Source organism: Microbispora hainanensis (genome assembly GCF_006874475.1).
GTDB classification, from domain to species: Bacteria; Actinomycetota; Actinomycetes; order Streptosporangiales; family Streptosporangiaceae; genus Microbispora; species Microbispora hainanensis.
Map to the genome: position 1 here is coordinate 61,974 of NZ_VIRM01000008.1, position 23,105 is coordinate 85,078.

Consider the following 23,105-nt stretch of genomic DNA (forward strand, 5'->3'; position numbering starts at 1 on the left):
TCGTGTCCCTTGCGGGTAACCAGGCGCCGGTGGCTACCGTGCAGGTCATGCCGCCGAGCCGTACGACCGGCTTCGGCACGTGATTCGTGACGAACGCGCAAGGGACAGACATGACCGAGAACCCGAACGGGACCATGCCCGCCGTCGCCTACCGGCGCAGCCTGCCCATCGACGACCCGGAAAGCCTCCTCGACGTGGAGCTGCCGGTGCCCGTACCCGGACCGCGCGACCTGCTGGTCCGGGTGGAGGCCGTCGCCGTGAACCCGGTGGACTACAAGGTCAGGCGCAACAGCGATCCGGGCGGCGAGCTCAAGGTGCTCGGCTGGGACGCCGCGGGCACCGTGGTCGCCGTGGGCGACGAGGTGGAGCTGTTCGAGGTCGGCGACGAGGTCTACTACGCCGGCGCGCTCGACCGGCCCGGCGCGAACTCCCGCTTCCACGCCGTGGACGAGCGTATTGTCGGCCGCAAGCCCGCCACGTTGTCCTTCACCGAGGCCGCCGCGCTGCCGCTGACCTCGCTCACGGCGTGGGAGGGCCTGTTCGAGCGGCTGGGCCTGCGCGGCGACGCGCTCGACCAGACCGGGACGCTGCTGATCACCGCGGCCGCGGGCGGCGTCGGCTCCATCGCCGTGCAGCTCGCCCGCGCCCTGACCGGGCTCACCGTGATCGGCACGGCCTCCCGGCCCGAAACGGTGGAGTTCGCCCGCCGGATGGGCGCCCACCACATCGTGGACCACCGGGCGCCGCTGGCGAAGCAACTGGCCGAGGTCGCGCCCGGCGGCGTCGACCACGTCTTCAGCACGATCGGCACCGACCGCAACCTCACGGCCTACGCCGAGGCGCTCACCCCCTTCGGCGCGATCGTCGCCATCGACGACCACGACTCCCTCGACATCGGCGTGCTCAAGCCGAAGAGCATCGCGTTCCACTGGGAGCTCATGTTCACCCACTCGCTGTTCAAGACGCCGCACCAGGTGAACCAGCACCGCATCCTCGACCGGGTCGCCCGGCTCGTGGACTCCGGCGTCCTCACGACCACCGCCACCCGCGACCTCGGCCCGGTCAACGCCGCCAACCTGCGTGAGGCCCACCGGATCGTCGAATCGGGCACCGCGATCGGCAAGATCACCCTCACGGGCTTCTGAACAACCCTTCTCCGGCGGGAACAACGGATGCGGCGCGACCGGTTGGGGACGAGAGGAACCGAGCCCAAGAACACCAGGAGTCGCGCATGCATGCCATCGTCGTCCCCACTTACGGTGATTCCTCCGTGCTGGAGTACGCCGAACGGCCCGACCCCGAGCCCGGTCCCGGGGAGGTGCTGGTCGACGTCGCGGCGACGGGCGTCAACTTCATCGACGTCTACCACCGCGAGGGCCGCTATCCGCTGCCGCTTCCGCTGATCCCGGGCTCGGAGACGGCCGGGACCGTCACGGCCGTCGGGCCCGGCGTGACCGACATCGTGCCCGGCGACCGGGTCGGCTCCGCCGCCGCGGTCGGCGCGTACGCGAGCAAGGCCGTGATCCCGGCGGAGAAGGTGGTCCGGCTGCCCGACGGGCTGGCGCCCGATCTCGCGGCGGCGGTGCTGCTCCAGGGGCTGACCGCGCACTACCTGACCCACTCCACGTACGCGATCCGGTCGGGCGACGACGTGCTCGTGCACGCGGCGGCCGGGGGCATGGGCCTGCTGCTCGTCCAGATGGCCAAGCTCCGCGGCGCCCGCGTGATCGGCACGGTCTCCAGCCACGAGAAGGAGAAGCTGGCCCGGCAGGCGGGGGCCGACGAGGTCGTCGGCTACGAGGGCTTCTCCGAGGCCGTCAAGGAGATCACCGACGGCGCCGGGGTGCACGTCGTCTACGACGGGGTCGGCGCCGCCACGTTCGACGGGTCGCTCGCGTCGCTGCGGCCCCGCGGCATGATGGCGCTGTATGGCGCGGCCAGCGGTCCCGTCCCGCCGTTCGACCCGCAGCGGCTCAACGCGGGCGGCTCGCTGTTCCTCACCCGGCCCACGCTGGGGCACTACACGGCCACCCGCGAGGAGCTGCTGTCGCGGGCGAACGACCTGCTCGGCTGGGTCGCCTCCGGCGCCGTGAAGGTGCACATCTCGCAGCGCTACCCGCTCGCCGAGGCCCGGCGCGCCCACGACGACCTGGAAGGCAGGCGGACGACCGGCAAGCTGCTGCTCATCCCCTGACCTGCCGATGAGCCGTCCTCAGGCGGCCATGCGGTCGATCAGGCGCTGCGCCGCGATCGCGGCGCCGTCGGTGCGCATCCCGCCCGCGAGGGACGCGGCGCGGGCCGCCACACGCCGGGGTGGAGAGCCCGGCCGAGAGCCTCGGCCAGCGACCCGGCGGTCGGCGCGGCGGTCGGGTGCGCCGGCGCCTGTCCCCAGACGGGCACGGGAGCAGATCAGGCGAGCGGGTGGGCCGGCCACTCCAGGAGGCGGGCCCCGAGCACGGCCGTTTCCAGCGTGAACCGCTGGGTGGGATCGCTCGGCGAGAAGCCGGTCAGCCTCCTGATCCGCTCCAGCCGGTAGGTGATCGCCCGGGTGCTGACGCCGAGCCTGCGCGCCGCCGCCGTGTGGTTGCCCTGCGAGGCGAAGATCGCCTCCAGCGTCTCCAGCAGCGGCTCGGGGCCGCCGCGGGCGGAGGTAAGCGGCCCGAGCACCGTCGAGACGAGGTCGACGATCGCGTCCCTGTCCCGCAGCAGAACCGGGAAGACCAGCAGATCGGAGGCTTTGAGCACCTGGGCCCGCAGGCCGAGCCGCTCGCCGAGCTCGATCGCGTTGACCGCCTCGCGATAGGACGTGACGATGCCGCCGGGGCCCTGGTGGGGGCGGCCCACCCCGGCCCGCCAGTCCGTGAGCGCGGAGCGCACGTGGTGGGTGAACTCACCGCTCGCGGCGGTCAGCGCGCCCGGGGCCACGCACACCAGCAGGCCGTCGCGGACGGTGACCAGGATGTTGTGCGAGCCGAACCTCGCCACCAGCGCCTGCTCGATCCTCCCGGCCAGCGGGTCCCCCGCCGCCACCGGGGTTCCGGGCCTGGCCACGGTCACGACGTACGCCCCGGCGAGCCGCAGGCCGAAGTGCTCGGCCCGTTCGGCGTCCGCCCTGCCCTGCAGCAGGTCGTCGACGAACAGGCGGCGGGCCTCCTCCTCCTGCCGGAGCGCGGCGCGCTGGGCCTCCTCGTATCCCTCGATGTAGGCGGCCATCCCGCGGCGTACGGCGCCAAAGGCCCCGCCTGCGGTGATCTCGGCGGCGTGCAGGCAGGCGTCGGCGAGCACCCGCAGCGGGATGCCGCGTTCGGCGGCGAGGGCGCCGCACTCGCGCAGGGCGTCCATGTCGGCGCGGGCGGGCAGCCTGCCGGTGGCGGCCGACGCGGCCAGAACCGACAGGAACCCGCCGAGTAAGTCGGCGGGCACCCCGGTCGCCTCGCTCACGCGAGCGAGAACGCTGTCCATCAGACTCCTACGTCACGCCGTTCGAAGGCGAGCAGCGCCGTCATGAGGAGGACGGCCGTCGCACCCAGCAGCACAAGGTAGTCACCGTACGGCCAGCCCTGATAGAGCGGCCTGCCGTCGAGGTAGTAATGGACGGGCGAGACCCAGCGCAGCCAGGAGATCGCGTCGAGGTTCCTGCCCATCGTCTCCACGATGTATCCGGCGACGCCCCACACGCCGGTCACGGCGAGCGCGACCTGCTTGCGCCCGAACGCCGCGCCCACGCACAGCGTCAGCGTCCCGAAGAACAGCACGAGCAGGAAGAGCCCGGTGTGAGCGGCGAGGATGTCACCGAACGGCACCTCCATGTCGGCGGCGGACGACGCTCCGGCGACGAGTGCCAGCGTCACCAGCGCCACAGCGAGCAGGCCGAGCGCCAGCGCGGCCCACCGCTCCAGGAGCAGCCGCCTGCGGTCGATCGGCAGCGTCAGCGTGAGCTCCAGCGTCCTGGCCTCCTCCGGGCCGGCGATGGCCCGGTTGCCGAGGATCGCGGCGCACATGGTGAACAGCAGCGGGCCGAGGAGCTGGTAGGCGACCGCGTGCAGGTAGCCGCGCCCGGTCGCGATGTCGGACATGCCGCCCATCAGGTCCCGGAACGCGCCCGGATACTTGGCGATCGCCTGCGCGCTGAACGTCTCGGGGTCCTTCATCATGCTCGCGTAGATCGAGATGTACATGGTGAGGAACGCGCACAGCCCGACCGTCCACCCGATGAGGGCGCGGCGATACTCTCCCAGGGTCTTACGCACCAGCGTGGGCATGACGGCCCTCCTCCTCGCTGTAGTAGGTCAGGAAGATCTCCTCCAGGTCCGGCTCCGCGCTGACCATGTGGACCACGGTGTAGCGGGCCGCCGCCTTGATCAGCGCGTCGGGCCTGCCATCGATCGTGCAGCGCAGGCTCGCCCCCTGCACGACCAGGTCACGTACGCCGGGGAGTCCCTCGAACGACTCCTTCGGGACGGGCGCGTCGAAGTGGAGCTCCACGTGGCGTACGGCCCGCTCGCGCAGCGCGGCGATGTCCTCGACCGCGACGAGGCGGCCCGCCCGCACGATGCCCACCCGATCGGCCACGTGCTCCACCTCGGCGAGCACGTGCGACGACATGAGGATGGTGTGACCGGCCGTGCGCGCCTCCCTGACCATGGCCAGGAACTCCTGCTGCACCAGCGGGTCGAGCCCGCTCGTCGGCTCGTCCAGGATGAGCAGCTCGGGCTCGTGCATGAACGCCTGGATGAGCCCGACCTTCTGCTTGTTGCCCTTCGACAGCTCCCCCATCCTGACGGACAGGTCGGCGTCGAGCCGCTCGGCCAGGTCGTCGATCCTGCCGCGGCTCACCCCGCCGCGCACGTCGGCGAGGAACTGCAGGTAGTCGCGGGCCCGCTCCCTGCCCTCCAGGGCCAGCTCGCCCGGGAGGTAGCCGATCCGGGCGCGTACACGCGGATCGCGGGTGTCGGCGCCGAAGACGGTCGCCCGGCCGGACGTCGGCCGGATCACGCCGAGAAGCAGCCGGATCGTCGTCGTCTTGCCCGCGCCGTTGGGGCCCAGATAGCCGAAGACCTCGCCCGGCCGGATTTCGAGGGTGAGGTCTTCGAGACCCCGTCTCGCACCGTAGAACTTCGTCAGTCCTTCGGTCTCCACCACTGCTGTCATGCCGCAATGGTGGCGCTCCCGTCAGGCGCGGGGTATGCCCGCTTCCGGACACTTGCCGGTCGTGTTCGTTCGCACCTTCGGCAAAGCGGGGGTCAAGTGCCGCAGTCGGCGGAGCCGGGCAGCAGGTGGCGGTAGCGCGAGACCAGCCGGTAGCCCGCCTCCGCCAGCCAGCTCACCGGCGGCGTCAGCATCACCCGGCCGGCCGCGCGCCAGACCGCGCACGGCTGCAGGGCGAGGAGCAGCGCCACGGCGCGCGCACCGTGGGCGCGCAGCCCGTCGGGCCCGAGGAGCCGCACGGACGTCTCTGCCTCCTCGCGCGTCAGGCCGGCCGCGTGGAGGTCGACGCCCTGCCAGGTCCGCACCGAGGGCATGTACGGCAGGAACCGGTGCCCGGCGTCCACGCACGCCTGGCAGAAGGCGCAGTCGCCGTCGAAGACCAGCAGGACCCGGTTCTCTGCGTTTTCTTGGCCCATGCTGTCGAACCTACCGATCCTGGGACGGATCACTCCGGTCGCGTGGTGGTGGTGGTGGCGCGGGCCGTCGTGACGCGCGCACCGCCAGCACGACGAGCAGGATCACCGCGACCGCGAAACTGAAGACGACCGCGACCGCCAGCAGCAGGATGAGCGCGCTCATGGCCGATCCCTCCGGCGTGCCCGGCCGCTGACCAGGCGCGCCCGTCCTCTGATCAGGCGTGCGGCGACGGCCATGCCCACCGAGGCGTACGACACCGCGCGCGCGAGCCGTACGGACCTGGGGATGTCGGAGACGGCCGGGCGGGGGCCGTCGCCCAGCTCCGGACGGTGCTCCACCCTGCCGCCGTAGTCATTGGCCCCGCCGAGCCGTACGCCGAGAGCGCCGGCGAAGGCCGCCTCGCAGCGTCCGGAGTTGGGGCTGGGGTGGCGGTGCCCGTCCCTGATCCACACGGCGGCCGCGCGGCGGGGAGAGCCGCCCGCCAGACCGGCGAGACCCGTCGTGAGCAGCCCCGTCAGCCGGGCCGGCACGTAGTTGGCCACGTCGTCCAGCCGCGCCGAGGCCCAGCCGAACCTCGCGTAGCGCGGCGACCGGTGGCCCACCATCGCGTCCAGCGTGTTCACCGCGCGATAGCCGAGCAGGCCGGGCACGCCGAAGATCGCGCCCCACACGAGCGGGGCCACGACGGCGTCCGAGGTGTTCTCCGCGATGGACTCGACCGTGCCCCGCGCCAGCTCCGCGGCGTCCAGGCCGGACGGGTCGCGTCCGCACAGGTGGGGCAGGCGGGCGCGGGCAGCGGCCAGGTCGCCCTCCTCCAGCGAGCGGGCCATCAGCATGCCCTCCCTGCCCAGCGTCGTGCCGCCGAGCACCGCCCACGTGGCGGCGGCGGTGACCGCGGCCCGTGCGATCGGGCTCGACCGGGTCACCCGCTCGGCGAGCAGCCCCGCGGCCGTCGCCGCGCCGACGCAGACGGCGGTGTAGGCCAGGCCCGCTAACCGCGAGTCGCGATATATGCGCTTTTCGAGGGCGGCGGCCCGGCTGCCGAACACCGCGACGGGATGGCCGCGCCGGGGATCTCCCACCGCCGCGTCGATCACGGCCCCGGCGAGCAGCCCCGCCGCCGTGGCACCGTCCATGATCCGGGTCACGCAGGCATTCTGCCGTACGTGCCCATCTGTCATGGGATGGGCTCGTAGCCCTCGTAGCCCTCGTAGCCGAGGAGGCGGCTCTGGATCGCGTCCTCGTTGGCGTCGAGCCAGGCGGCGGCGCGCCTGATCCGTCCGCCCGCGCCGTCGTCCCACATGCGCGCCCAGCCGCCGCCGAGCGTCCTGGCCCGGTCGCGCATCAGTGTGTAGGAGCGGCCGAACCGCATCCTGGCCGTGTCCACCAGCCTGAGCCGGTCCCGCAGCGGCAGGCCGTACGCGTCGCAGAACGCCCGCACGCGGGCCGCCGCGTCCAGTGACCGCTGCGCAGGGTCGCGGTCAAGGGGATCGGCCAGCGGGGCCCAGTGCCGCAACGTGGTGACCACGTCGAACAGCCGCGTCGTCGGCCTGGCCATGTCGAAGTCGATCAGCGCGTACGGCAGGAGATCCCGCCCTGTCTTCCGGAAGACGACGTTGGCCGGGGTGACATCGCAGTGGCCCACGAGCTCGGCGGGGCCCTCCGGCGCCGAGCCGTTCTCCCAGACGGCGCCGGGAGGCGGGACGAACGAGGCCGCCGCATCGTGGAAGCGCCGCAGCAGCCGGGCGAGAGTTGTCAGCGCCTCGTCGCTCACCGCGTACGCCGGCAGGGGATGCCCCGGCACCACGCCCTCGACGTACGTGAGGATCGCTCTGCCCCGCTCGTCGGTGCCGAGAACCCGCGGCGCCCGGTCGAACCCTGCGCCCTCCAGGTGCCGCAGCAGCGCGTGGACCGACGGCGACGTGGGACGCATCGGCCGCCGCACCGTCGCCCCCACCCGTACGACCCCCTCGGAGACGTCTCCGATGAGCGGGATCTCGCGTACGGACATGGCGCAGGAGTTTAGCCCTGCAGGCGATCACATTTCCGCCGGAAAGCACGAAGAACAGGAAAACGTCTCGCCAGACGGACGATCGTCCACCTGACGAGAAGCCAGGCGATGTCGTGGCTTCCTGCACGTGAGGAGTGGTCGATCAAAGGAGGCACGGGCACGTGCCTGAGTGGCATCGACGCAGGCCGGGCGGCCCCGGTGACCAGGCCCGCAGGCCCGTACGAGGCATGCGCCAGCCCATGTCCGGGAAACCGGGTGTGTACCCGGTCCCCAGATCATGCAGAATTAGGCACGAGCGCCCTTAGCTCAGCTGGATAGAGCATCGGACTTCTAATCCGACGGTCGGGGGTTCGAATCCCTCAGGGCGCGCTCCCCTCATCAGCCCATCTCCCCTCTGAGCTGGGCTTTCACATGATCGGGCTCTCGCCGAGGATGCAGCCGGACGCCACCAGATGCAGCCCCAGGCGGCCACTCCCGGAATATATCCGGAATGATCTTGGCCGAGTTTCCGCAGGTCGCCAGGCGGATTCCGCCGCTCTCCGGAACGATCCCGAGGCCCAGGCACGCCGAAGGGCCCGGCGGGGAACCGGGCCCGGAGTAATGTGTGATCATGGGCGTCGACGCCGTGCTGATGCAGGTGGAACAACCAGGGTCCAGCCCCAAGAGCAGGAGGCTTACGCCTGCTGCCGTGGCGTTGGATCACAGTGATTCGTTCGTTCGCCTCGTCGATCAGATCCGTGGGCGCAGCGTGAATCCGATGCTGGAGAGGATCGACCCGTACGGGAGCGTGATCCTGACATCGGCCGAGATGCCGCAGTTCATTGAAGAGCTTGCTCGGCTTCGAGCCTTCGCCGTGACAGCGGAAGACGTCCGGGTGATCCGGGAGTTCGAGGACCTTGCCCGAGAGTGCGTAGCAAATCCCGCGCTGGAGCTTCATCTGGACGGCGACTGACAGGGTCACCCGACGAGCGCGCTCTCTATGCGCTGGTTGGCGACGTCGCGTTGGCCGTCGATGCACTTGGCGTAGACCCTGAGCATCACGTCTATGCCATGGCCGGCCCGCTCGGCGGCTTCCGGCGCATGGACTCCTGCGTTCAGCCACAACGAGACGGCCGCGTGTCGCAGGTCGTACGGCCGAGCGGCCAGGGGCGAGGCGACCTGCTCGGGCGTGAAGGCGTAGCTCCGTGCCTCTTTCCAGACCTTCGAGTAGGCCGAGCCGGAGATGAGACCACCCGTCCTCGTACGGAAGAGCCGTCCGTCGTCACCGACGCCGTGCCGCTCGATGTGCTCGCGGAGGAAGGCGACCAGTTCGGGCGGGATCGGTACCTGCCGCGTGTCCTTCTCGCTGCGGTGCTTGAGCCCGCGATCGTCGTGGGTCTTGCCCGAGTCGGTGAAGCGCTTGTTGCTCTGCGGCTTGGTCTTCTCCAGGGTGAGCAGGCCCCAGCCGGATTCGGGAAGGCGACAGTCCTTCTCACGCAGCCCAGCCGCCTCAGCCGGTCGCAGGCCGCCGAAGTACATGCAGGCGAACATCGCGGCCAGCATCAGCCCCCGCGTCCGGCCGCAGTAGGTCACGGCCGTCAGCAGCTCGCGCGCCTGGGCGGGATTCACCACCGCGCGCCGATCGATTTCATCCGTCGACTTGGGACGGCGTAGCTTCACCCTGTCGAGCGGATTTGCCGAAAGCTCTTCCAGCTCTACGGCATAGTCCAGGGCGTGATGGAACACGGCCCGCTTGCGCCGGTAGGTCGAGGCCGCCGCCGCGGAGCCGTCGAGGAGGAGCGCAAGAGCCTCCAGGGCCGCCCGCGCGTGCTTCGCGTCCTCCAAGGCAGTGAGAGGCAACGAGGCCGCTTCCAGCCAGCGCAGCGCGCCCGCGATCTCAGGCGTAGGAGCCGGACGACGGTCGGCCGGCACGAACACGAACTCTCGGAGAGCGCGCCGCAGAGTCTCGTCATCGGGTCGGCCCGGCCGGTCGCTGGTGAGCACGGGCGTGACGTTGGCCAGCGCGTCTGTCATGCCCTCCCGGCTCTTCGCCGCCGAGTGAGGCCAGCGGGTCTCAACGTAGGCGACGGCAAAGGCGAACCACGTGCGAGCGTTCTTCGCCTTGATCATGGATTCAGGGAGCCCGGTCTCCAGGTCGAAAGCTTCCCCGCGCTTCGCGGCCTGCCGCAGGTCCGACAGATAGCTCTCGGCCAGGCCCTTCGTTCGGAACGTCGAAGACTTCTCGCGGGTGTCCACTGTCCACCGCACGGTGTGCGAGACGACCCGCTTCGGCTTCCCTGGCCCCTGGGAGGTCTTGTTCGCGCGGATCTCCCAGAACTTCACGTTGTAGGTCGGGTTCACGCCGCCTCCCGGAGGCTTTCCAACCAGGCGGCGAACTCGCTGCGGTAGATGCGGATCTCGCCGTTGGGGAGCTTGAAGCCCTGGGGTGCCTTGCCGATCTCGCGCCACCGATAGAAGGTGCGGACGGACACGCCGAGTTCGTCGAGGATCTCGGGGACCGTCATCAGCTTGTCGTCCCTTCTCATGCCGCCCTCCCTTCAGTTGCCGAAAGAACTTGTCCGTCCGCCTCGGCCTGGAGCCGGTCGAGGTGGTTGCGCCAGCGTTGGCGTTCGTGGATCGAGCGCAGGAGCCGTACGCCGATCGGGGCGAGGTCGGGATCACCGGGCTTGACGGGCTTCCAGAGGTAGCGGTGGGGGTCGACCGGCTCGTCTTCGACGCCGAGGGCTTCCAGGACCCAGGTGCGGCGGTCCTGCTTGTGCTCGGTCAGGGTCTTGTTGGACCACTTCCTTGAGACGAGGACGCGGCGGCCCGCGTAGCCGAGGTGGTCGGGCTTGTGCGCCTTGCCCTTGCACCGGCCCGGAGCCAACCCCGGTTTGGCGCCCTTGGGCTGCACGCCGTAGCGGAGCCAGTTCGGGCAGGTCGGCGAGCAGGGCTCGAACCGCAGGGCGTCGAGGAGCCGTTCGGCGTGTGCCCTGCGGCGTGGGTCGTCGGTGCCGAGGGCGTCGCCGAGAGACTTGGTCAGATACTTCGACAGGTACCCGATGAGCTGGTCAGCGTCCGGAGTCCCAGCGAGCACGCCTTTGACGTCCATCTGGTCGCCGAAGCGCAGCACATGCAGGGGTTCGGCCTCGTCGTCCTGGTCGAGAGCGTCGAGGGCCTGTTCCCAGGTCGGCAGCAGTTCGCCGGTGTCGGGGTCGAGGTAGCCGGCCCCGTTCTCCCAGACCGGCAGGTGGTCACCTTCGAACCGGATTGCGTCGGTCGAGGGCCACCACACCTGGTGGTAGGTGGCGGCGATGATCTGCCGCAGCTCCGCACGGGGCAGGGTGCCGCGGATCGCCATATGCAGGTGCGGCGCGAGCCGCTTCTGAGCCTCGACGGTGGCGAAGTACTGCACGTCATACCCGGCGACCCGGCGGAGGTTCTGCACGAAGCGATCGACGAGCTTGGAGAAGTGCAGCGCGTCGCGAGCCGCCCGGCCGTAGTCGTACCGATCCGGGTCCAAGGGCGCACCCTCCAACACGCGCCCGTAGGACGGCAGGGTGAGCGTGACGAACATCGACGGCCGGTAGACCTTGCCGTCGGATCCGGTAAAGGTCCGCCCGAGCGTGGTCTTGGTCATCTGCCGCTTGGGCAGATCCGGGGCGTCCTGCCGCCGTTTGGTGGACCGCGTGCGCTTGCCGGAGGTTCGGCCGAGGACGTTGCCGCGCACGCCCGCCCGGTTGATCTCCTCCTCCAGGTCCTCGATCGCGGCGTCCAGGTCGGTGGTGTCGCCGCCGGCCACTTCGACCTCATCCCGCCAGGCTTGGGCGTCGGCCCGCAGTTCCACGAGGTGGCGCTGATAGTCGTCGGCGTTGTCGGGCAGGTTCACGGGCTCGTGGTCGAGGTGCCAGCCCTCACGGCACTGCGCCCGCCGAAGCTGCCGATTGCGCTTGGCACATGGCGGGCACTTGCTCTCCAAGGTGGCCCCGCACGGGACGTCGATGACCTCAACCTGACCGGTGAGGATGTCCTGCCGCCGGAGCGGAACCGGGCGGATGCACACCCCGTACTGCTTGGCGATCTCCTCGACGACGTCCCGGGCGAGTGGCATCGCCATGCGGACGGCGCGAGGGGTAGCCCTGTCGTTGGCGACTGTCACTGGTCACCGCCGGAGGGCTCGACGATCACGGTTGCCTTCTCGCCGCACTCGCGGCATTCGATGACGCCCCGGATTGGGTAGAGCCACAGCGCGTTGCGGGTGCCGCAGGCCGCGCAGGTGAGCTCGTCCAGGAGGTGGGAGATTTCAACCACGGGCGCCCGCCCCCGTCCTGCCGGTCGAGAAGGTGGCGACCATGGCGCGGATGTCCTCGTCGGAGACGTACGCGGCGCGCACGCGGATCGGGGCGGGTGAGGTTTCGAGCCGGACGTAGCCGATGCCCGCGCCGAGTTCGGGGACTGGTGAGATGTGATCAGCGAGCGCGCCCCGGTCGCGTGCGCCGTCGCCGAGGACCATGTCCACCTGCTCCGACTCGTCGAGCCGGAGCGCGATCTTGTCGGGGAACAGGTTGCGGATGTTCATGACCTCCTTGCGCGGGTCCTGGAGTGCGGCCATGACACCGACCCCGACCGCCCGGCCCTGCGTGGTGAGCGTGGCGAGGGCCGCTTTGGTTCGCTCGCGGAGGCCTTTGTCGGACTGGTAGGCGGTCAGGAAGGCGACCTCGTCGACGACGACCAGGACGAACGGGTCCGCCACAGTGGGTGTGTGGGAGCGCTGATTGCCGCCGAACCGGTCGGCCCTCTCCTGCATCACCGAGACGGCCGCCTCCAGCAGGTCGACGCACTCGGCCGGGGTCGCCGCATAGCGGAGGCCGAACAGCGCCCGACCGAAGGACAGCTCCATCCGCTTCGGATCGAGCGCCCACACCTGCACCAGGCCCGCCCACATCGCGGGGAGCAGGCCGCGAATCGCCGACCACAGGTAGGAGCCCTTGCCCGCCCCGGTGGCCCCCGCGATCAGCACATGCGTGCCGTGGACCTTGAGCCGGTACGGCGTGCCGTCCTCACACCTGCCGATCTCAACTGGCCCCGCCGAAGGCGTCTCGGGGATGGGAACGGCCGGCAACGGCTCGGCGAGGGGGTCATGCCGGGGCAGGGTCAGCACGAGGCGACCGGCCCGCGCGATCGACACCCGGCAACTTCGGGCGCCGAAGCCGTGGGCGAGGTGGTCGGCCCGGTCGGTCCAGTCCTTGACCGCCTGCCCGTTGAGCATCTTCACGGTGACCAGGTCGGCCCACGAGGTGCACCGCACCTTGACCAGGCGGGGCAGGTAGTCCCGGCCGCGCAGGTGCCGACCGAGACCGGAGACGATCATCACTGGTTGCCAGTGCCGCCGGTAGACCCATACCAGTCGCCACCAGGCCAGCAGCGGCCAGCCGACCACGCGCAGGAACGAATCCCGCTCCAGCAGCACCCACGACAGGCCCACCGTGGGCAGGAAACCGGCCAGGACCACGGCCATGCGCCAGCCGTAGACGAGGGTGACCACAGCCGGGGCCAGGGCGGCGGTGCAGGCGATCGGGTGCCGCCAGACCATCCGGACCAGCCCGCGCAGCAGGCGGGCCAGCCAGATCACGATGGTGACGATGGCGGGGGTTTGCATGACGGCCGGGCGGAAGACGACGGCCGTGTCCGGGGTGGTGGAGACGAGGTTACGTGCCTCGTCTCCGGGCAGTCTTCTCAGCATTAGGCTGGAGTCCTCTCAAGCATTCGGTGTGCGTGGGAGATCCGAGGGGCCGCCGGAAGTTCCCGCTTCCAGCGGCCCCGCTTGCGTGTCAGGCCGCCGAGCCGTCGACGCCGGGAAGGGCGAGCTGGTCGGAGTCGGCCGGCTGCTGGGTGACCAGGCGTTCGCAGTCGGCGAGGTAGCGCGAGGCGGCCTGGAAAATCTGCCGGGCGATCTCGACGTCCCTGGGGGTGACCGGCCCGGCTGCGGTGGTCGAGACGGTCACGTCCACGCTCGGGCTGGTGATGGCGAAGTAGGGCCGCCCGGAGTCGAGCACCGAGGCCCCGGCCCGGAGCTCGGGCGAGTAGAACGAGATGCCGACGTTGGCCGGGTTGCCGGGGCTGAGCGAGAGCGTGACGTAGGTGTAGGGGTCGCGGAGCATCAGGCCGCTACCTCCTTACCGGCCGCGCCGGTCTGCTTGGTCGAGGCGGCGACGGTGCGGGGAGCGCGCATGCTCCTCGCCCGGAGGGAGTAGGCCAGGCGTCCGGTGGTCTGGTGGACATACGGCGTGACCGTCATCTGCTCGAACTCGACCGGCGTGATGGGCAGGCCGGGCGTGGAGGGCGGCGGGACCGGCTGCACCGGAGCGATGATCTTCACCGCGACCGTCTTCTGGGCGAGCTTGGCGGCCGGGTCGGCGTCCATGACGGCGACCTGCCAGACCAGTTCGCCGGTGGTCTTGTCCTTGGCGAACACGGTGCGCCCGCCGGTCGAGGCGGTGAAGTCCTTGACCTGCTCCACCTCCCCCACCAGGTAGCAGCCGTGCGGGAAGACGTGCTCGAAGGCGATCGGGATGGGTCCTGCAATGGCCATGAGGCGTGATCCTTACTCTCAGGACGAGCATCTCATGCGCTCGTCCACTTGTCCGATTGAGTTCTACTGTAAGTCTTGCCCACTCGTCCGCACAAGTAACCGAGCGAAACGAGCGGGGTAAGACTTAGCTCACCTGATAGACATCCTCAAGCTCGTGCAGGTCACCGGGCAGGGCCACGCTCAGCACCAGGAGCACGCTCCCCGCCGGGTCATGGACGGTCGCCAGCACACCCAGCACCGGGGAGGAGGAGCCGAGGAGTTCGGCTTCCTCCTTGGTCGGCTTCCGTGCGGTCAGGCGCTCAGTGACGTGGTCGATCCGCAGATGCTTGACCGCTTGGAGGTGCTGACGCACGCCATGCCGAAGCGGATCGGGCTTGTCCAGGTCAGTGCCGAGGGCGATCTCCAAGGGGAACCACAGAGTCTCGGCCGCCGAGACCCGGTCGCCCTGTCTGGTCACGCGGTGACGAGCGATCACGGGGGTTCGCTCGTCGACGCCCATCAGCTTGGCGACATGCCGGGGGGCCGGCACCCGGGCAACGCTGACAATGTTCTCGGCGCTCTCGGGATGTTCAGCCGTCGACAGGCCGGGCCGCACGCGCTCGGCCGGGCTCTCCGGGCGGCCCTTCACGAACGACCCGCGGCCGTGTTCGCGCTCGATCCAGCCTTGCATGGCAAGGGTCTGAAGCGCGCGGACCACCGTTGTACGGCCGACGCCGAACTCCCGGACGAGCTGTGTCTCCGAGGGCAGCATGTCGCCGGGCGCGTACTCCCCGTCCCGGATACGCTGCTGAATCGCCGTCATCACCTGGGCGTACTTCGGCGGGGCGAAGTCCATGCTCATGTTAAGCGCCCAATCACTTTTCCACTTGTCTGCATAAGCACAGTAGCGGCTAAGCACAGGCCTGTCAGGACCTCAGCCACCAGCGGGAAGGCTATTGAGCTCGCCCAGACAGCAGCGCCAGCCACACCGCCCGCGCCTCGGCCACCCGCCAGGCATGGGTGTGCGCTACCTCCGGCTTCAACTCATCCCCCTTCAACCGGCGGATGTAGGCCAGGCCGCCGGCCGCGCACAACTCGTACCAGGTGTTGCGGTGCTCGTGGCAGGTCCAGGCCAGCACCCGCGACCAGGCGAACCGCCCCGGCTTGTGCCAGTCGAGCGGCTTGGCCCCGTTCTGCAACGGTGGGAGATGCGGGGATGGGCACGGTCCGCCCCATGCCGGGGTCCTGTTGCTCACCGGTCTGTCCGTTCGAAGCGAACCTGTCCGGCCGCGTCGAGGATGGCGCGGAAGATGATCCGGCGGGACCAGTCATCCGGCACGGTGCCGAAGTCGTAGACCCGGTGCGTGATCCTCCCCCACGGCTGCCGTGCCGGGTCCATCCGGCGCAGCGCCTTGCGCAGCTCGTCCATCGAGGTGGCCTGTCCGGCGCTGGTCCCGCACGGCCCGAGCTCGTCGGTCCCGTCAGCGGTGACGAAGACCTCCCACTCGAACATCTCCACGAGCACCTGTCCGCCGTCGCAATACAGGCAGTCCTCCCGTGAGGAGGTCTCCATGCCGAGCGCCACGGCGGCAACCTGCCCGCGTCGAGTGACGATCTTCCAGCCGCGACCGTCGCACGCGGTGCACTTAACTGGTGTGGTCATGCCGGAAAGAATGGATCGCAGACGAATCCAGTCCTATTCCCTCTGGATATATCACTGTGAGATATAGAGTTCTCAGCAGGAGCCATGCACCACCAGCCTGGGGAAACGACCGGAGGCCGGAATGCACGGGAACGCTTTCGAACCGATCCAGATGCCCGCATGGGTGTGGGACCGCGATGAAAGCCGCGAAATCCTAAAGAAGCGCGACATGGCGGGGTTGTTCAACCTCGCTGTCAAGTACGCCGGAGCTAGCCAGGTCCGCCTCAGCGCCGCCACCGGCATCGCCCAGGGCCGCATCAGCCAGCACATTCGCGGCCAACGCCAGGTCAGCGACCTTGAAGTCTACGAGCGCATCGCCGCCGGCCTGGCCCTGCCCGACCACGCCCGCATGCTGCTCGGCCTGGCCCCGCTCGACATCGCCTCGCCCACTGGCGACCACGGCGACGAGCACCAGGAGCAAACCGAGGAACTCACCGCCCGCATCGAGGCCGCCGCCGCCATCGACCCCACGATGGTGATGATCCTCAACACCGACACCAACAATCTGCGCCTACTGGACCGCCGACTCGGCAGCGCCGCCATCGCCGACAAAATGCGCGCCCAAATCACCCAAATAGAACGCGCACAGCGTCATGCCGTACGGCCCGGCATACGCGCGCAGCTCGCCCACGTCCTCGCGCAAACGGAGTCACTGGCCGGATGGCAGGCTATCAACACCGGCGCCCTCAACGACGCCTGGAACCACTACGAGAACGCCAAGGCCGCCGCCCGCGAAGCCGATGACCCGGCCGTCATTGCCCACGTCTCCGCCGAACAGGCATATGTCCTCATGGACCTGGGACAGCCCGCGCAGGCGACCGAACTCCTTCAGTACGTCCATGCCACCCACCGCGACCGCATCCCCGGCCGGCTGCGTTCGTGGCTGTCAGCGGCCGAAGCCGAAGCCGCCGCAGTCCTCGGCGACGAGGCGACCTGCCGGGCCGCACTCGACCAGGCCGCCGCGCTACTCCCGGACGGGAATAGCGACCCGGACATGCCGTATCTGTCGCTCGACATTCACCACTTGGCCCGGTGGCGCGGCAACTGCCTCGTCCGCTTCGGTGACCCCGGCACCATCGAGGACCTACGGTCAGCACTGGCCGGGATGGACGGCACGTACAACCGCGCCGAAGCCGCACTTCGCTGCGATCTGGGGCATGCCCTGCTGGCCCTGGGCGACCCGGAGGCCGCCCAACCACACATCCAGCGCGCGAAGCACCTGGCGACGATGACCGGCTCACGCCGCCAGCGCAAGCGCATCGACGAACTCAGCCGACGACTTACCCGCGCTCTGCGTTGAGGCGATCTCGGGCTGCGTACAGACCGACCAAGGTTCCCGAGGTCCAGATGTCACCTCGGGCGATCATGTCCGGGATCTCCTTCATCGGGACCCACTCGATCAGGTCTGCCTCGATCTCCCCGCTGGGCTCCTTCACCAGCTCGGCACCGCGGGCAAGAAACAAGTTGTGCTCGGAGTCGACCATGCCGGCCATCGGCTGATATGTCACCAGGTGCTCGATCTCCTTCACTCGATACCCGGTCTCCTCCTCCACCTCACGGGCCGCCGTCTCCATCGGGTCCTCCCCCGCGTCGACCAGGCCGCCAGGCAGCTCCCAACCCCACCGGTCGAACAGGAACCGGTGCCGCCACATCATCAGCACCCGCTGGTGCTCGTCGACCACCACAGCGATGGCCGCCCGGTCCAGATGCACCGCGTGATGCTCGAACCGCTCCCCGTCCGGGATCTCGACGTCCACCAAGCCCAGCCGAATCCACCGGTTGTCATAGATCAGCCGCTCACCATGCACGACCCACCGCGACCGCTCTTCGTTGGTAGCCACACAGCGAAGCTACCGCCCAACATCACCCACGTACACGGGAACCTCGCGGTCATCCGGGCTCTCCGGTGCATAACCGAGACCTGAGCGCGATGTCGTCAAGCCGCTTACCTGCGCTTGGCGTGATAGATGTCTGGGGTGGCGTCTGATTCAGTGATCGAGAACCAGCTTGAGGATCTCCTCGGCCGACTTGCCAACCGCGATCGAGTGCGAAGCGAGGCAACCCTCCAATCCGACATCCGGCAACTACTGCTCACTGGGGGCCTTGGACTCGCCGATCACGATCTTGATGTCGAACTGGAAACCCAGGTCGGTGACCGTCGCCGCATAGACATCGAGCTCGGCTTCACCGTCATCGAAGTCAAGAAGGACCTCCGCAGCGCCACAGTCCTCAAGACCGCCGAAAAGCAGCTCGCCGGCTATGTCAGGACCCGAAGCCAGCAGACTGGACAGCGCTACGTCGGTGTCCTCACAGACGGTGCCGTATGGCATGCCTACCACCTGCACAACGACGAACTGAACGAAGCCACACGTTTCGAGTTAAAGCCCTCCCGTCCTGACCTGATCTCATTGTTGGCCTGGCTCGAAGGTGTGCTCGCCACCCGCAAGGGCGTTCCTCCAACCCCCAGCGAGATCGCCGCTCGCCTCGGCGCTGATAGCGCTTCATATGCCCTCGATCGGGCGGTACTGGGGGCGCTGTATGCCGAGAACCGGGATGCGCCCACAGTTCAGCTCAAGCGTGAGCTTTGGTCCAAGTTGTTGCGCAGCGCCCTCGGAACGCAGTTCGCCGACGATGACGAACTGTTCCTTGAACACACCTTGCTCGTCAACAGTGCGGAGGTGATCGCGCATCTCGTCCTCGGCCTCGATGTCACCGACATGCAGCCCGCCAGCCTTCTTGGCGGCCAGCGCTTCGACCTTGCCCAGATCTATGGTGTGGTCGAAGCGGACTTCTTCGACTGGGTTCTAGAGGTTCCCGATGGGGACTCCTTTATCCGGACCCTCGCTCGTCGTCTCGCCCGGTTCAACTGGGCCGACGTGGAACACGACGTTCTCAAGGTACTGTACGAGTCTGTCATCGGGACCGAGACTCGGAAGAAGCTCGGCGAGTACTACACCCCTGATTGGCTTGCTGATCAAGTCGTTGCTGAGGCCGTAACCGACCCGCTTAATCAGCGTGTCCTTGACCCATCATGCGGTTCCGGAACCTTCCTGTTCCACGCGGTCCGCCGCCATCTCTCAGCAGCCGATGAGGCCGGTGTCCCACTCGCCACCGCACTGTCCGGCCTAACCAACCACGTCCTAGGCATCGATTTGCACCCGGTGGCGGTCGCGCTTGCCAGGGTCACCTACTTACTTGCCATAGGCCGAGACCGACTCATTGATTCGCGGCGAGGCCCGATTACGGTCCCGGTCTACCTTGGCGATAGCGTCCAATGGACCCAACGAGTCGACCTCTTCACCGAAGGTCATCTACTCATCTCCACCGGAACCGGTAGTCAGCTCTTTGAAGACGAACTACGCTTCCCGGACCACCTTCTTTCCAACGCTGCACGCTTCGACCGGCTCATTTCCGAATTGGCTTCCCTGGCCAGCAGGGACCGCGCCCCTGGCACAGTCCCACCCCTCACAGCCTTGTTCAAGCGACTTGCCATCGCTGAGGCCGACCAGCCAGCGATCAAAGATAGTTTCGACGTGCTCTGCCGCTTGCAGGACGAAGAACGGAACCATATCTGGAGCTACTACATCCGCAACCTCGTGCGGCCCGTCTGGCTCGGGCGTGGGGAAAACCGTGTTGACGTCTTGGTGGGTAACCCACCGTGGCTCTCCTATCGACACATGCCCGCCGAAATGCAAGACGTCTTCCGCGAAATGTCCGAGGCGCGTGGGCTGTGGCATGGAAAGACCGTTGCTACCCATCAGGACCTGTCCGGTCTATTCGTTGCCAGGGCAGTTCAGCAATACCTCAAGCTCGGCGGAACGTTTGCATTCGTCCTACCCAACGCTGCGCTTGATCGTGGTTACTTCGCCGGATTCCGATCAGGCAAATTCTCCGATGGCTCAGAGGAGGTTACGGCGACGTTTACCGGATCGTGGGATCTGCGCCGCATCCGGCCGCACTTCTTCCCACGAGGTGGAGCCGTAGTATTCGGCCAACGAACCGAAAATGCCCCCCATGCACTCTCCTCTGAGACGATTCGCTGGACGGGGACTCTTCCGCGTACTGCTCACTCCTGGGAATCCGCTGCACCTCATCTCAATCGCGAACCGGCCGTCTTGGCAATCAGCAACATCGAAGCTGAGGGACCGTCGCCCTATGGACCTCGCTTCTCCGCTGGCGCAACAATCTTCCCGAAGGTCCTGTTCTTTGTTGAGTCGCAGCCCTCTAGCCCGTTGGGGTTCGGCGCGGGACGGCGCGCTCTTCAATCGAAGCGCAGCAGCACTGAGAAAAAACCCTGGAAGAATCTTCCCGACATGACTGGAGTTGTAGAAAGCGAATTCGTGCGACCCGTGCTGCTCGGTGAAAGCATCCTTCCTTACCGAGTCCTCCCCGCATGTGAAGCCGTCCTGCCGATTGAGGGAAATCAGCTGCTGGACTCGGCGAATCCGCGACTTGACCTATATCCCGGAGTCGCAGAGTGGTGGAGAGGTGTGGAACAGCAGTGGGAACAACATCGATCCAGTGAACGGATGACTCTGCGAGAGCGGATTGACTTCCGCAGAGGATTGACTGGGCAACTTCCGCCTTCTCCGCTCCGTCTCGTCTATGGAGCTTCAGGTATGCATGTGGTAGCGGCTCTTGTAGAGGACCAATTCGCCGTATGCGAACACAAGCTCTACTGGGCCGCAGTTGCCAGTAAAGCAGAGGGCTTTTATCTGTGCGCAATACTTAACAGCCCAGTACTTACGCAGCTAGTAAGGCCCTTGATGTCTTATGGCAAAGACGAACGGGACATCGACAAGCATCTATGGAAGCTACCCATCCCGCTCTACAACGCTGATAACCCTATTCATCAACGCCTTACAGAACTGGGGAGAGCGGAAGCGAACTTGGTTGCTGGCCTGGATCTTGACGAGAAGAGCAACTTTGTCACTCTTCGAAGGAAGGCCCGCGAAGCTCTTGCCTCTGGAAGCTACGCCGAGGAAATCGCTAGCATCGTAACGGAGATGCTTGGCGAATAGCTTCTGTTGCTGAATTGGTCTCATAGGGATCAAGCGGCGGCGCGGCGCGCCGCCGTACCCGGCCCTCTGCCGCACGCCGGCCGGGCGTGCGGCGTGGGCGCCGGTCCCGGCCGACGGCGACCCGGGCCGTTCACCGACCGGCATGGCCGCCGTACTCATCGCACTCGCCGTCGTCAGCGACGCGCCACCGCTCCTGCAGCCTCTTCGGAGATAGACATCCTCCGGAGGGGGCTCGGACTCCGGGATGATCCCCAACAGCTTCGGTCCGCGTCGGCTGGGGTGGGGACCTGATCGTCCCGCCGCCATCGCCCAGGACAAAGCCCTAGCAGACCGTGAGGAGGGCGCCAAGGTCGTTCGTCCAGTAGGGCGCTCCACCTTGGCGCCCTCCTCACGGCCCGCTTTCCCTTCGGGTGGGCGACGACGACGGGACGATCAGGCGAGGTGGCATGCCCTGACGGGCCGAGTTGGTCAGGGAGCAAAATCCGGAACGATCATGATTGACCAAACCGTCGGTGGGGTCCGATACGGTCACGCCATGAAGACATGGGTGATCCCGGAGCACTCCAATAAGGCGGTCCAGCGGGCGAGTCGGACGATCGGCAAGGGAACGGGCTCGCCCGAAGAGATCCAGGCGGCGCGGGACATCCTGAGTAACTACCGCCTCGCGCATGCCTTCCCCCTGAATGCCGTGACCGTGACCGTGCGGCAGCGCGCGCTCAATGTGAACCCGAACGCCGTCGTCGCTGAGCGGCGCAAGCGACTTCCTACCATCCTCGACAAACTCAGGCGCCACCCCACGATGAGCGTTACGACCATGCAGGACCTTGGAGGGTGCCGCGTGGTCCTCGAGAGTGTTGCTGAAGTCGAGGAGTTGGTTAGCATCCTGCGTGACCTCCCGAGGAGCAAGAACCGTGTCAAGCGGGTCTACGACTACCTGCGCGACGAGCCGGGACCGCGCAACTCCGGCTATCGGGGTATCCATCTGGTGTACGAGTACGGGGCCTCGAAGATGGAGTACCAGGGCCTCCGGATCGAACTGCAGGTGCGCACGCTGCTGCAGCACGCCTGGGCGACCGCAGTCGAGACGATGGACCTGTTCTCGGGGAGCGAGTTGAAGTACGGCAAGGGCGACCCAGATGTTCTCCGGTTCTTCGTCCTGGTCGGCTCTCTCATGGCCTACGAGGAGGAGACCGCCCCGGTGCCTGGCGCCCACGGGTCAGCCGAGGAGCTAGCCGATGAGCTGCGACGGCTGGAGGCCAGCGTTGGCGTCCTAGATCGGCTGCGCGGCTACGCCTCGATCGTTAGCGAGCACTCCAAGACGGACCGCCGCAACACCCTGACGCTAGAACTCCGGCGGAGTGAAGGCCTTCTGACGGTGACGGTCCACGAGACGCTGGCCGAGGCCGAAGCACGGCTGACCGAGTTGGAAGCCCAGGACGACGACAACCTAGACGCGGTGCTCATCAACATCGCGCGGATCAGCCAGCTGCGCGACGCGTACCCGAACTACTTCGCGGACACGGGCCGGTTCACCGACTTTGTGGCTTCGCGGATCTCCGAACCGGAGGCCAGTGGTGTGTCGCCGAACCTTGCTCTCGGTGGATGAGCGCGTCAGCCTGGTCCTGGAGCAGCCTCCTGCTTCGACGAGCGTGCCGTAGATCATCACGACGGTGATCACCCTGCCGCCGAGCGACGGTTGCAGTCCACGTTGCAGTACCAGGCCGTGCCGCCCTGTTCAGGACGGGTCACAGACAATGGAACCCAGGGCGGACCTTGGATCGTGAGCGCGGCTGGGGTAGACGTGATCCTTCCCTGATGTCGTTCAGGAGAAGATCCGGAACATACTCGGAATGATCTTCCCTCTGACGGCGAGAACCGAGAGATCAGCAGCAGGTCAGCGTGCCATCGAGTCAAGAAACGGCGATCCACTTCTAATCCGACGGTCGGGGGTTCGAATCCCTCAGGGCGCGCTCCTCTCCTCAGCCTCTTCGGCCTCTGACCTGGGCTTCTCCTTGATCGCGCTGTAATCGCATGCGCAGCCGTACGCCGCCGCGAGCCGCCGCTTGTCGCCAGTCACGGGATGTACGCGCCATGACGTTGGTCGCGTTTGCCAAGGTCGCGCTGCGGTTCCGGCGCCAGTGCATGACGTGGAAGATCACCGTCTGGCAGCCGTGCGTGATCACCCCGAGTGTCCAC

Annotated in this window: 24 protein-coding genes and 1 tRNA gene; 7 read left to right on the forward strand and 18 right to left on the reverse strand. The window is 68.0% G+C overall.

The features are described 5' to 3' along the window. Window positions 1-110 precede the first annotated feature (110 nt). Window positions 111-1,145, forward strand: coding sequence for a zinc-binding alcohol dehydrogenase family protein (locus tag FLX08_RS09015; protein WP_142617770.1), 1,035 nt, complete (start codon window positions 111-113; stop codon window positions 1,143-1,145). 86 nt (window positions 1,146-1,231) lie between these two features. Next, entirely contained in the window at window positions 1,232-2,194 is a 963-nt protein-coding gene (locus FLX08_RS09020) for a quinone oxidoreductase family protein (protein ID WP_142617771.1), read from the forward strand. Window positions 2,195-2,409: 215 nt separating this feature from the next. On the opposite strand, the gene FLX08_RS09025 is transcribed toward FLX08_RS09020, so the two are convergent. From FLX08_RS09025 to FLX08_RS09050, 7 genes are all read right to left on the reverse strand, one after another. After that, on the reverse strand, window positions 2,410-3,462 hold the full coding sequence (locus FLX08_RS09025) for a PucR family transcriptional regulator (protein ID WP_142617772.1): 1,053 nt from the start codon (window positions 3,460-3,462) through the stop codon (window positions 2,410-2,412). Beyond that, window positions 3,462-4,262 carry an ABC transporter permease subunit gene (locus tag FLX08_RS09030; protein ID WP_142617773.1) on the reverse strand — a complete coding sequence of 267 codons (801 nt, stop codon included), beginning with the start codon at window positions 4,260-4,262 and terminating at the stop codon, window positions 3,462-3,464. Before FLX08_RS09030 ends, FLX08_RS09025 begins: the two co-directional genes overlap by 1 nt. Further along, window positions 4,243-5,151, reverse strand: coding sequence for an ABC transporter ATP-binding protein (locus FLX08_RS09035; RefSeq protein ID WP_142617774.1), 909 nt, complete (start codon window positions 5,149-5,151; stop codon window positions 4,243-4,245). Before FLX08_RS09035 ends, FLX08_RS09030 begins: the two co-directional genes overlap by 20 nt. Before the next feature lie 92 nt (window positions 5,152-5,243). Then, window positions 5,244-5,624, reverse strand: coding sequence for a thiol-disulfide oxidoreductase DCC family protein (locus FLX08_RS09040; RefSeq protein ID WP_142617775.1), 381 nt, complete (start codon window positions 5,622-5,624; stop codon window positions 5,244-5,246). Window positions 5,625-5,634: 10 nt separating this feature from the next. Continuing rightward, window positions 5,635-5,787: a hypothetical protein gene (locus FLX08_RS40485; protein ID WP_167530331.1), complete on the reverse strand. Its 153-nt coding sequence runs from the start codon at window positions 5,785-5,787 to the stop codon at window positions 5,635-5,637. Then, window positions 5,784-6,761 (reverse strand): cobalamin biosynthesis protein, encoded by a 978-nt coding sequence (locus FLX08_RS09045; RefSeq protein WP_142617974.1) that lies wholly within the window; start codon window positions 6,759-6,761, stop codon window positions 5,784-5,786. The genes FLX08_RS40485 and FLX08_RS09045 overlap by 4 nt, the downstream gene beginning before the upstream one ends. A 41-nt stretch (window positions 6,762-6,802) precedes the next feature. Further along, window positions 6,803-7,636, reverse strand: coding sequence for a phosphotransferase enzyme family protein (locus tag FLX08_RS09050; protein ID WP_142617776.1), 834 nt, complete (start codon window positions 7,634-7,636; stop codon window positions 6,803-6,805). A gap of 295 nt (window positions 7,637-7,931) precedes the next feature. On the opposite strand from FLX08_RS09050, the gene FLX08_RS09055 reads away from it, so the two are divergent. After that, window positions 7,932-8,005: transfer RNA gene (locus tag FLX08_RS09055), tRNA-Arg, on the forward strand. Window positions 8,006-8,246: 241 nt separating this feature from the next. Further along, on the forward strand, window positions 8,247-8,588 hold the full coding sequence (locus tag FLX08_RS09060) for a hypothetical protein (protein WP_142617777.1): 342 nt from the start codon (window positions 8,247-8,249) through the stop codon (window positions 8,586-8,588). 5 nt (window positions 8,589-8,593) lie between these two features. On the opposite strand, the gene FLX08_RS09065 is transcribed toward FLX08_RS09060, so the two are convergent. The 10 genes from FLX08_RS09065 to FLX08_RS09105 form a co-directional block, all read right to left on the reverse strand. Then, on the reverse strand, window positions 8,594-9,976 hold the full coding sequence (locus FLX08_RS09065; protein ID WP_142617779.1) for a tyrosine-type recombinase/integrase: 1,383 nt from the start codon (window positions 9,974-9,976) through the stop codon (window positions 8,594-8,596). Further along, the gene (locus tag FLX08_RS09070; RefSeq protein ID WP_142617781.1) at window positions 9,973-10,161 is read right to left on the reverse strand and encodes a helix-turn-helix transcriptional regulator; all 189 of its coding nucleotides are present in this window, start codon (window positions 10,159-10,161) and stop codon (window positions 9,973-9,975) included. The genes FLX08_RS09065 and FLX08_RS09070 overlap by 4 nt, the downstream gene beginning before the upstream one ends. Next, a complete protein-coding gene (locus FLX08_RS09075) occupies window positions 10,158-11,732 on the reverse strand; it encodes a replication initiator (RefSeq protein WP_244312507.1) in 1,575 nt (524 codons plus the stop codon). Before FLX08_RS09075 ends, FLX08_RS09070 begins: the two co-directional genes overlap by 4 nt. A 38-nt stretch (window positions 11,733-11,770) precedes the next feature. After that, entirely contained in the window at window positions 11,771-11,926 is a 156-nt protein-coding gene (locus FLX08_RS40490; RefSeq protein ID WP_167530332.1) for a hypothetical protein, read from the reverse strand. Beyond that, on the reverse strand, window positions 11,919-13,358 hold the full coding sequence (locus FLX08_RS09080; protein ID WP_142617785.1) for an FtsK/SpoIIIE domain-containing protein: 1,440 nt from the start codon (window positions 13,356-13,358) through the stop codon (window positions 11,919-11,921). Before FLX08_RS09080 ends, FLX08_RS40490 begins: the two co-directional genes overlap by 8 nt. 88 nt (window positions 13,359-13,446) lie before the next feature. Further along, window positions 13,447-13,776 (reverse strand): 4a-hydroxytetrahydrobiopterin dehydratase family protein, encoded by a 330-nt coding sequence (locus FLX08_RS09085; RefSeq protein WP_142617787.1) that lies wholly within the window; start codon window positions 13,774-13,776, stop codon window positions 13,447-13,449. Next, entirely contained in the window at window positions 13,776-14,207 is a 432-nt protein-coding gene (locus FLX08_RS09090) for a plasmid replication, integration and excision activator (RefSeq protein WP_142617789.1), read from the reverse strand. Before FLX08_RS09090 ends, FLX08_RS09085 begins: the two co-directional genes overlap by 1 nt. 124 nt (window positions 14,208-14,331) lie before the next feature. Continuing rightward, window positions 14,332-15,048: a GntR family transcriptional regulator gene (locus FLX08_RS09095; RefSeq protein WP_142617791.1), complete on the reverse strand. Its 717-nt coding sequence runs from the start codon at window positions 15,046-15,048 to the stop codon at window positions 14,332-14,334. Between the two features lie 91 nt (window positions 15,049-15,139). Continuing rightward, window positions 15,140-15,385, reverse strand: a complete 246-nt coding sequence (locus FLX08_RS09100; RefSeq protein ID WP_244312508.1) for a hypothetical protein — start codon at window positions 15,383-15,385, stop codon at window positions 15,140-15,142. Between the two features lie 53 nt (window positions 15,386-15,438). Continuing rightward, window positions 15,439-15,849 carry a hypothetical protein gene (locus FLX08_RS09105; RefSeq protein WP_244312509.1) on the reverse strand — a complete coding sequence of 137 codons (411 nt, stop codon included), beginning with the start codon at window positions 15,847-15,849 and terminating at the stop codon, window positions 15,439-15,441. Between the two features lie 121 nt (window positions 15,850-15,970). On the opposite strand from FLX08_RS09105, the gene FLX08_RS09110 reads away from it, so the two are divergent. Next, a complete protein-coding gene (locus tag FLX08_RS09110) occupies window positions 15,971-17,188 on the forward strand; it encodes an NsdA family TPR-like regulatory protein (RefSeq protein ID WP_142617795.1) in 1,218 nt (405 codons plus the stop codon). Here the strand turns inward: FLX08_RS09110 and FLX08_RS09115 are convergent. Further along, complete coding sequence (locus FLX08_RS09115) at window positions 17,169-17,729, reverse strand: NUDIX hydrolase (RefSeq protein ID WP_142617797.1); 561 nt, start codon at window positions 17,727-17,729, stop codon at window positions 17,169-17,171. The two genes, FLX08_RS09110 and FLX08_RS09115, sit on opposite strands and share 20 nt — an antisense overlap. A gap of 150 nt (window positions 17,730-17,879) precedes the next feature. On the opposite strand from FLX08_RS09115, the gene FLX08_RS09120 reads away from it, so the two are divergent. After that, window positions 17,880-20,909 (forward strand): N-6 DNA methylase, encoded by a 3,030-nt coding sequence (locus FLX08_RS09120; protein ID WP_208761342.1) that lies wholly within the window; start codon window positions 17,880-17,882, stop codon window positions 20,907-20,909. 535 nt (window positions 20,910-21,444) lie between these two features. Beyond that, on the forward strand, window positions 21,445-22,515 hold the full coding sequence (locus FLX08_RS09125; protein WP_142617801.1) for a RelA/SpoT domain-containing protein: 1,071 nt from the start codon (window positions 21,445-21,447) through the stop codon (window positions 22,513-22,515). Window positions 22,516-23,105 lie beyond the last annotated feature (590 nt).

Excerpts from the sequence above, each read along its gene's own strand:
- FLX08_RS09015 (WP_142617770.1), top strand. The coding sequence starts at position 111 with ATGACCGAGAACCCGAACGGGACCATGCCCGCCGTCGCCTACCGGCGC.
- FLX08_RS09020 (WP_142617771.1), top strand. The coding sequence starts at position 1,232 with ATGCATGCCATCGTCGTCCCCACTTACGGTGATTCCTCCGTGCTGGAG.
- FLX08_RS09025 (WP_142617772.1), bottom strand. The coding sequence starts at position 3,462 with ATGGACAGCGTTCTCGCTCGCGTGAGCGAGGCGACCGGGGTGCCCGCC.
- FLX08_RS09030 (WP_142617773.1), bottom strand. The coding sequence starts at position 4,262 with ATGCCCACGCTGGTGCGTAAGACCCTGGGAGAGTATCGCCGCGCCCTC.
- FLX08_RS09035 (WP_142617774.1), bottom strand. The coding sequence starts at position 5,151 with ATGACAGCAGTGGTGGAGACCGAAGGACTGACGAAGTTCTACGGTGCG.
- FLX08_RS09040 (WP_142617775.1), bottom strand. The coding sequence starts at position 5,624 with ATGGGCCAAGAAAACGCAGAGAACCGGGTCCTGCTGGTCTTCGACGGC.
- FLX08_RS40485 (WP_167530331.1), bottom strand. The coding sequence starts at position 5,787 with ATGAGCGCGCTCATCCTGCTGCTGGCGGTCGCGGTCGTCTTCAGTTTC.
- FLX08_RS09045 (WP_142617974.1), bottom strand. The coding sequence starts at position 6,761 with ATGGACGGTGCCACGGCGGCGGGGCTGCTCGCCGGGGCCGTGATCGAC.
- FLX08_RS09050 (WP_142617776.1), bottom strand. The coding sequence starts at position 7,636 with ATGTCCGTACGCGAGATCCCGCTCATCGGAGACGTCTCCGAGGGGGTC.
- FLX08_RS09060 (WP_142617777.1), top strand. The coding sequence starts at position 8,247 with ATGGGCGTCGACGCCGTGCTGATGCAGGTGGAACAACCAGGGTCCAGC.
- FLX08_RS09070 (WP_142617781.1), bottom strand. The coding sequence starts at position 10,161 with ATGAGAAGGGACGACAAGCTGATGACGGTCCCCGAGATCCTCGACGAA.
- FLX08_RS09075 (WP_244312507.1), bottom strand. The coding sequence starts at position 11,732 with ATGGCGATGCCACTCGCCCGGGACGTCGTCGAGGAGATCGCCAAGCAG.
- FLX08_RS09080 (WP_142617785.1), bottom strand. The coding sequence starts at position 13,358 with ATGCTGAGAAGACTGCCCGGAGACGAGGCACGTAACCTCGTCTCCACC.
- FLX08_RS09085 (WP_142617787.1), bottom strand. The coding sequence starts at position 13,776 with ATGCTCCGCGACCCCTACACCTACGTCACGCTCTCGCTCAGCCCCGGC.
- FLX08_RS09090 (WP_142617789.1), bottom strand. The coding sequence starts at position 14,207 with ATGGCCATTGCAGGACCCATCCCGATCGCCTTCGAGCACGTCTTCCCG.
- FLX08_RS09095 (WP_142617791.1), bottom strand. The coding sequence starts at position 15,048 with ATGAGCATGGACTTCGCCCCGCCGAAGTACGCCCAGGTGATGACGGCG.
- FLX08_RS09105 (WP_244312509.1), bottom strand. The coding sequence starts at position 15,849 with ATGACCACACCAGTTAAGTGCACCGCGTGCGACGGTCGCGGCTGGAAG.
- FLX08_RS09110 (WP_142617795.1), top strand. The coding sequence starts at position 15,971 with ATGCACGGGAACGCTTTCGAACCGATCCAGATGCCCGCATGGGTGTGG.
- FLX08_RS09125 (WP_142617801.1), top strand. The coding sequence starts at position 21,445 with ATGAAGACATGGGTGATCCCGGAGCACTCCAATAAGGCGGTCCAGCGG.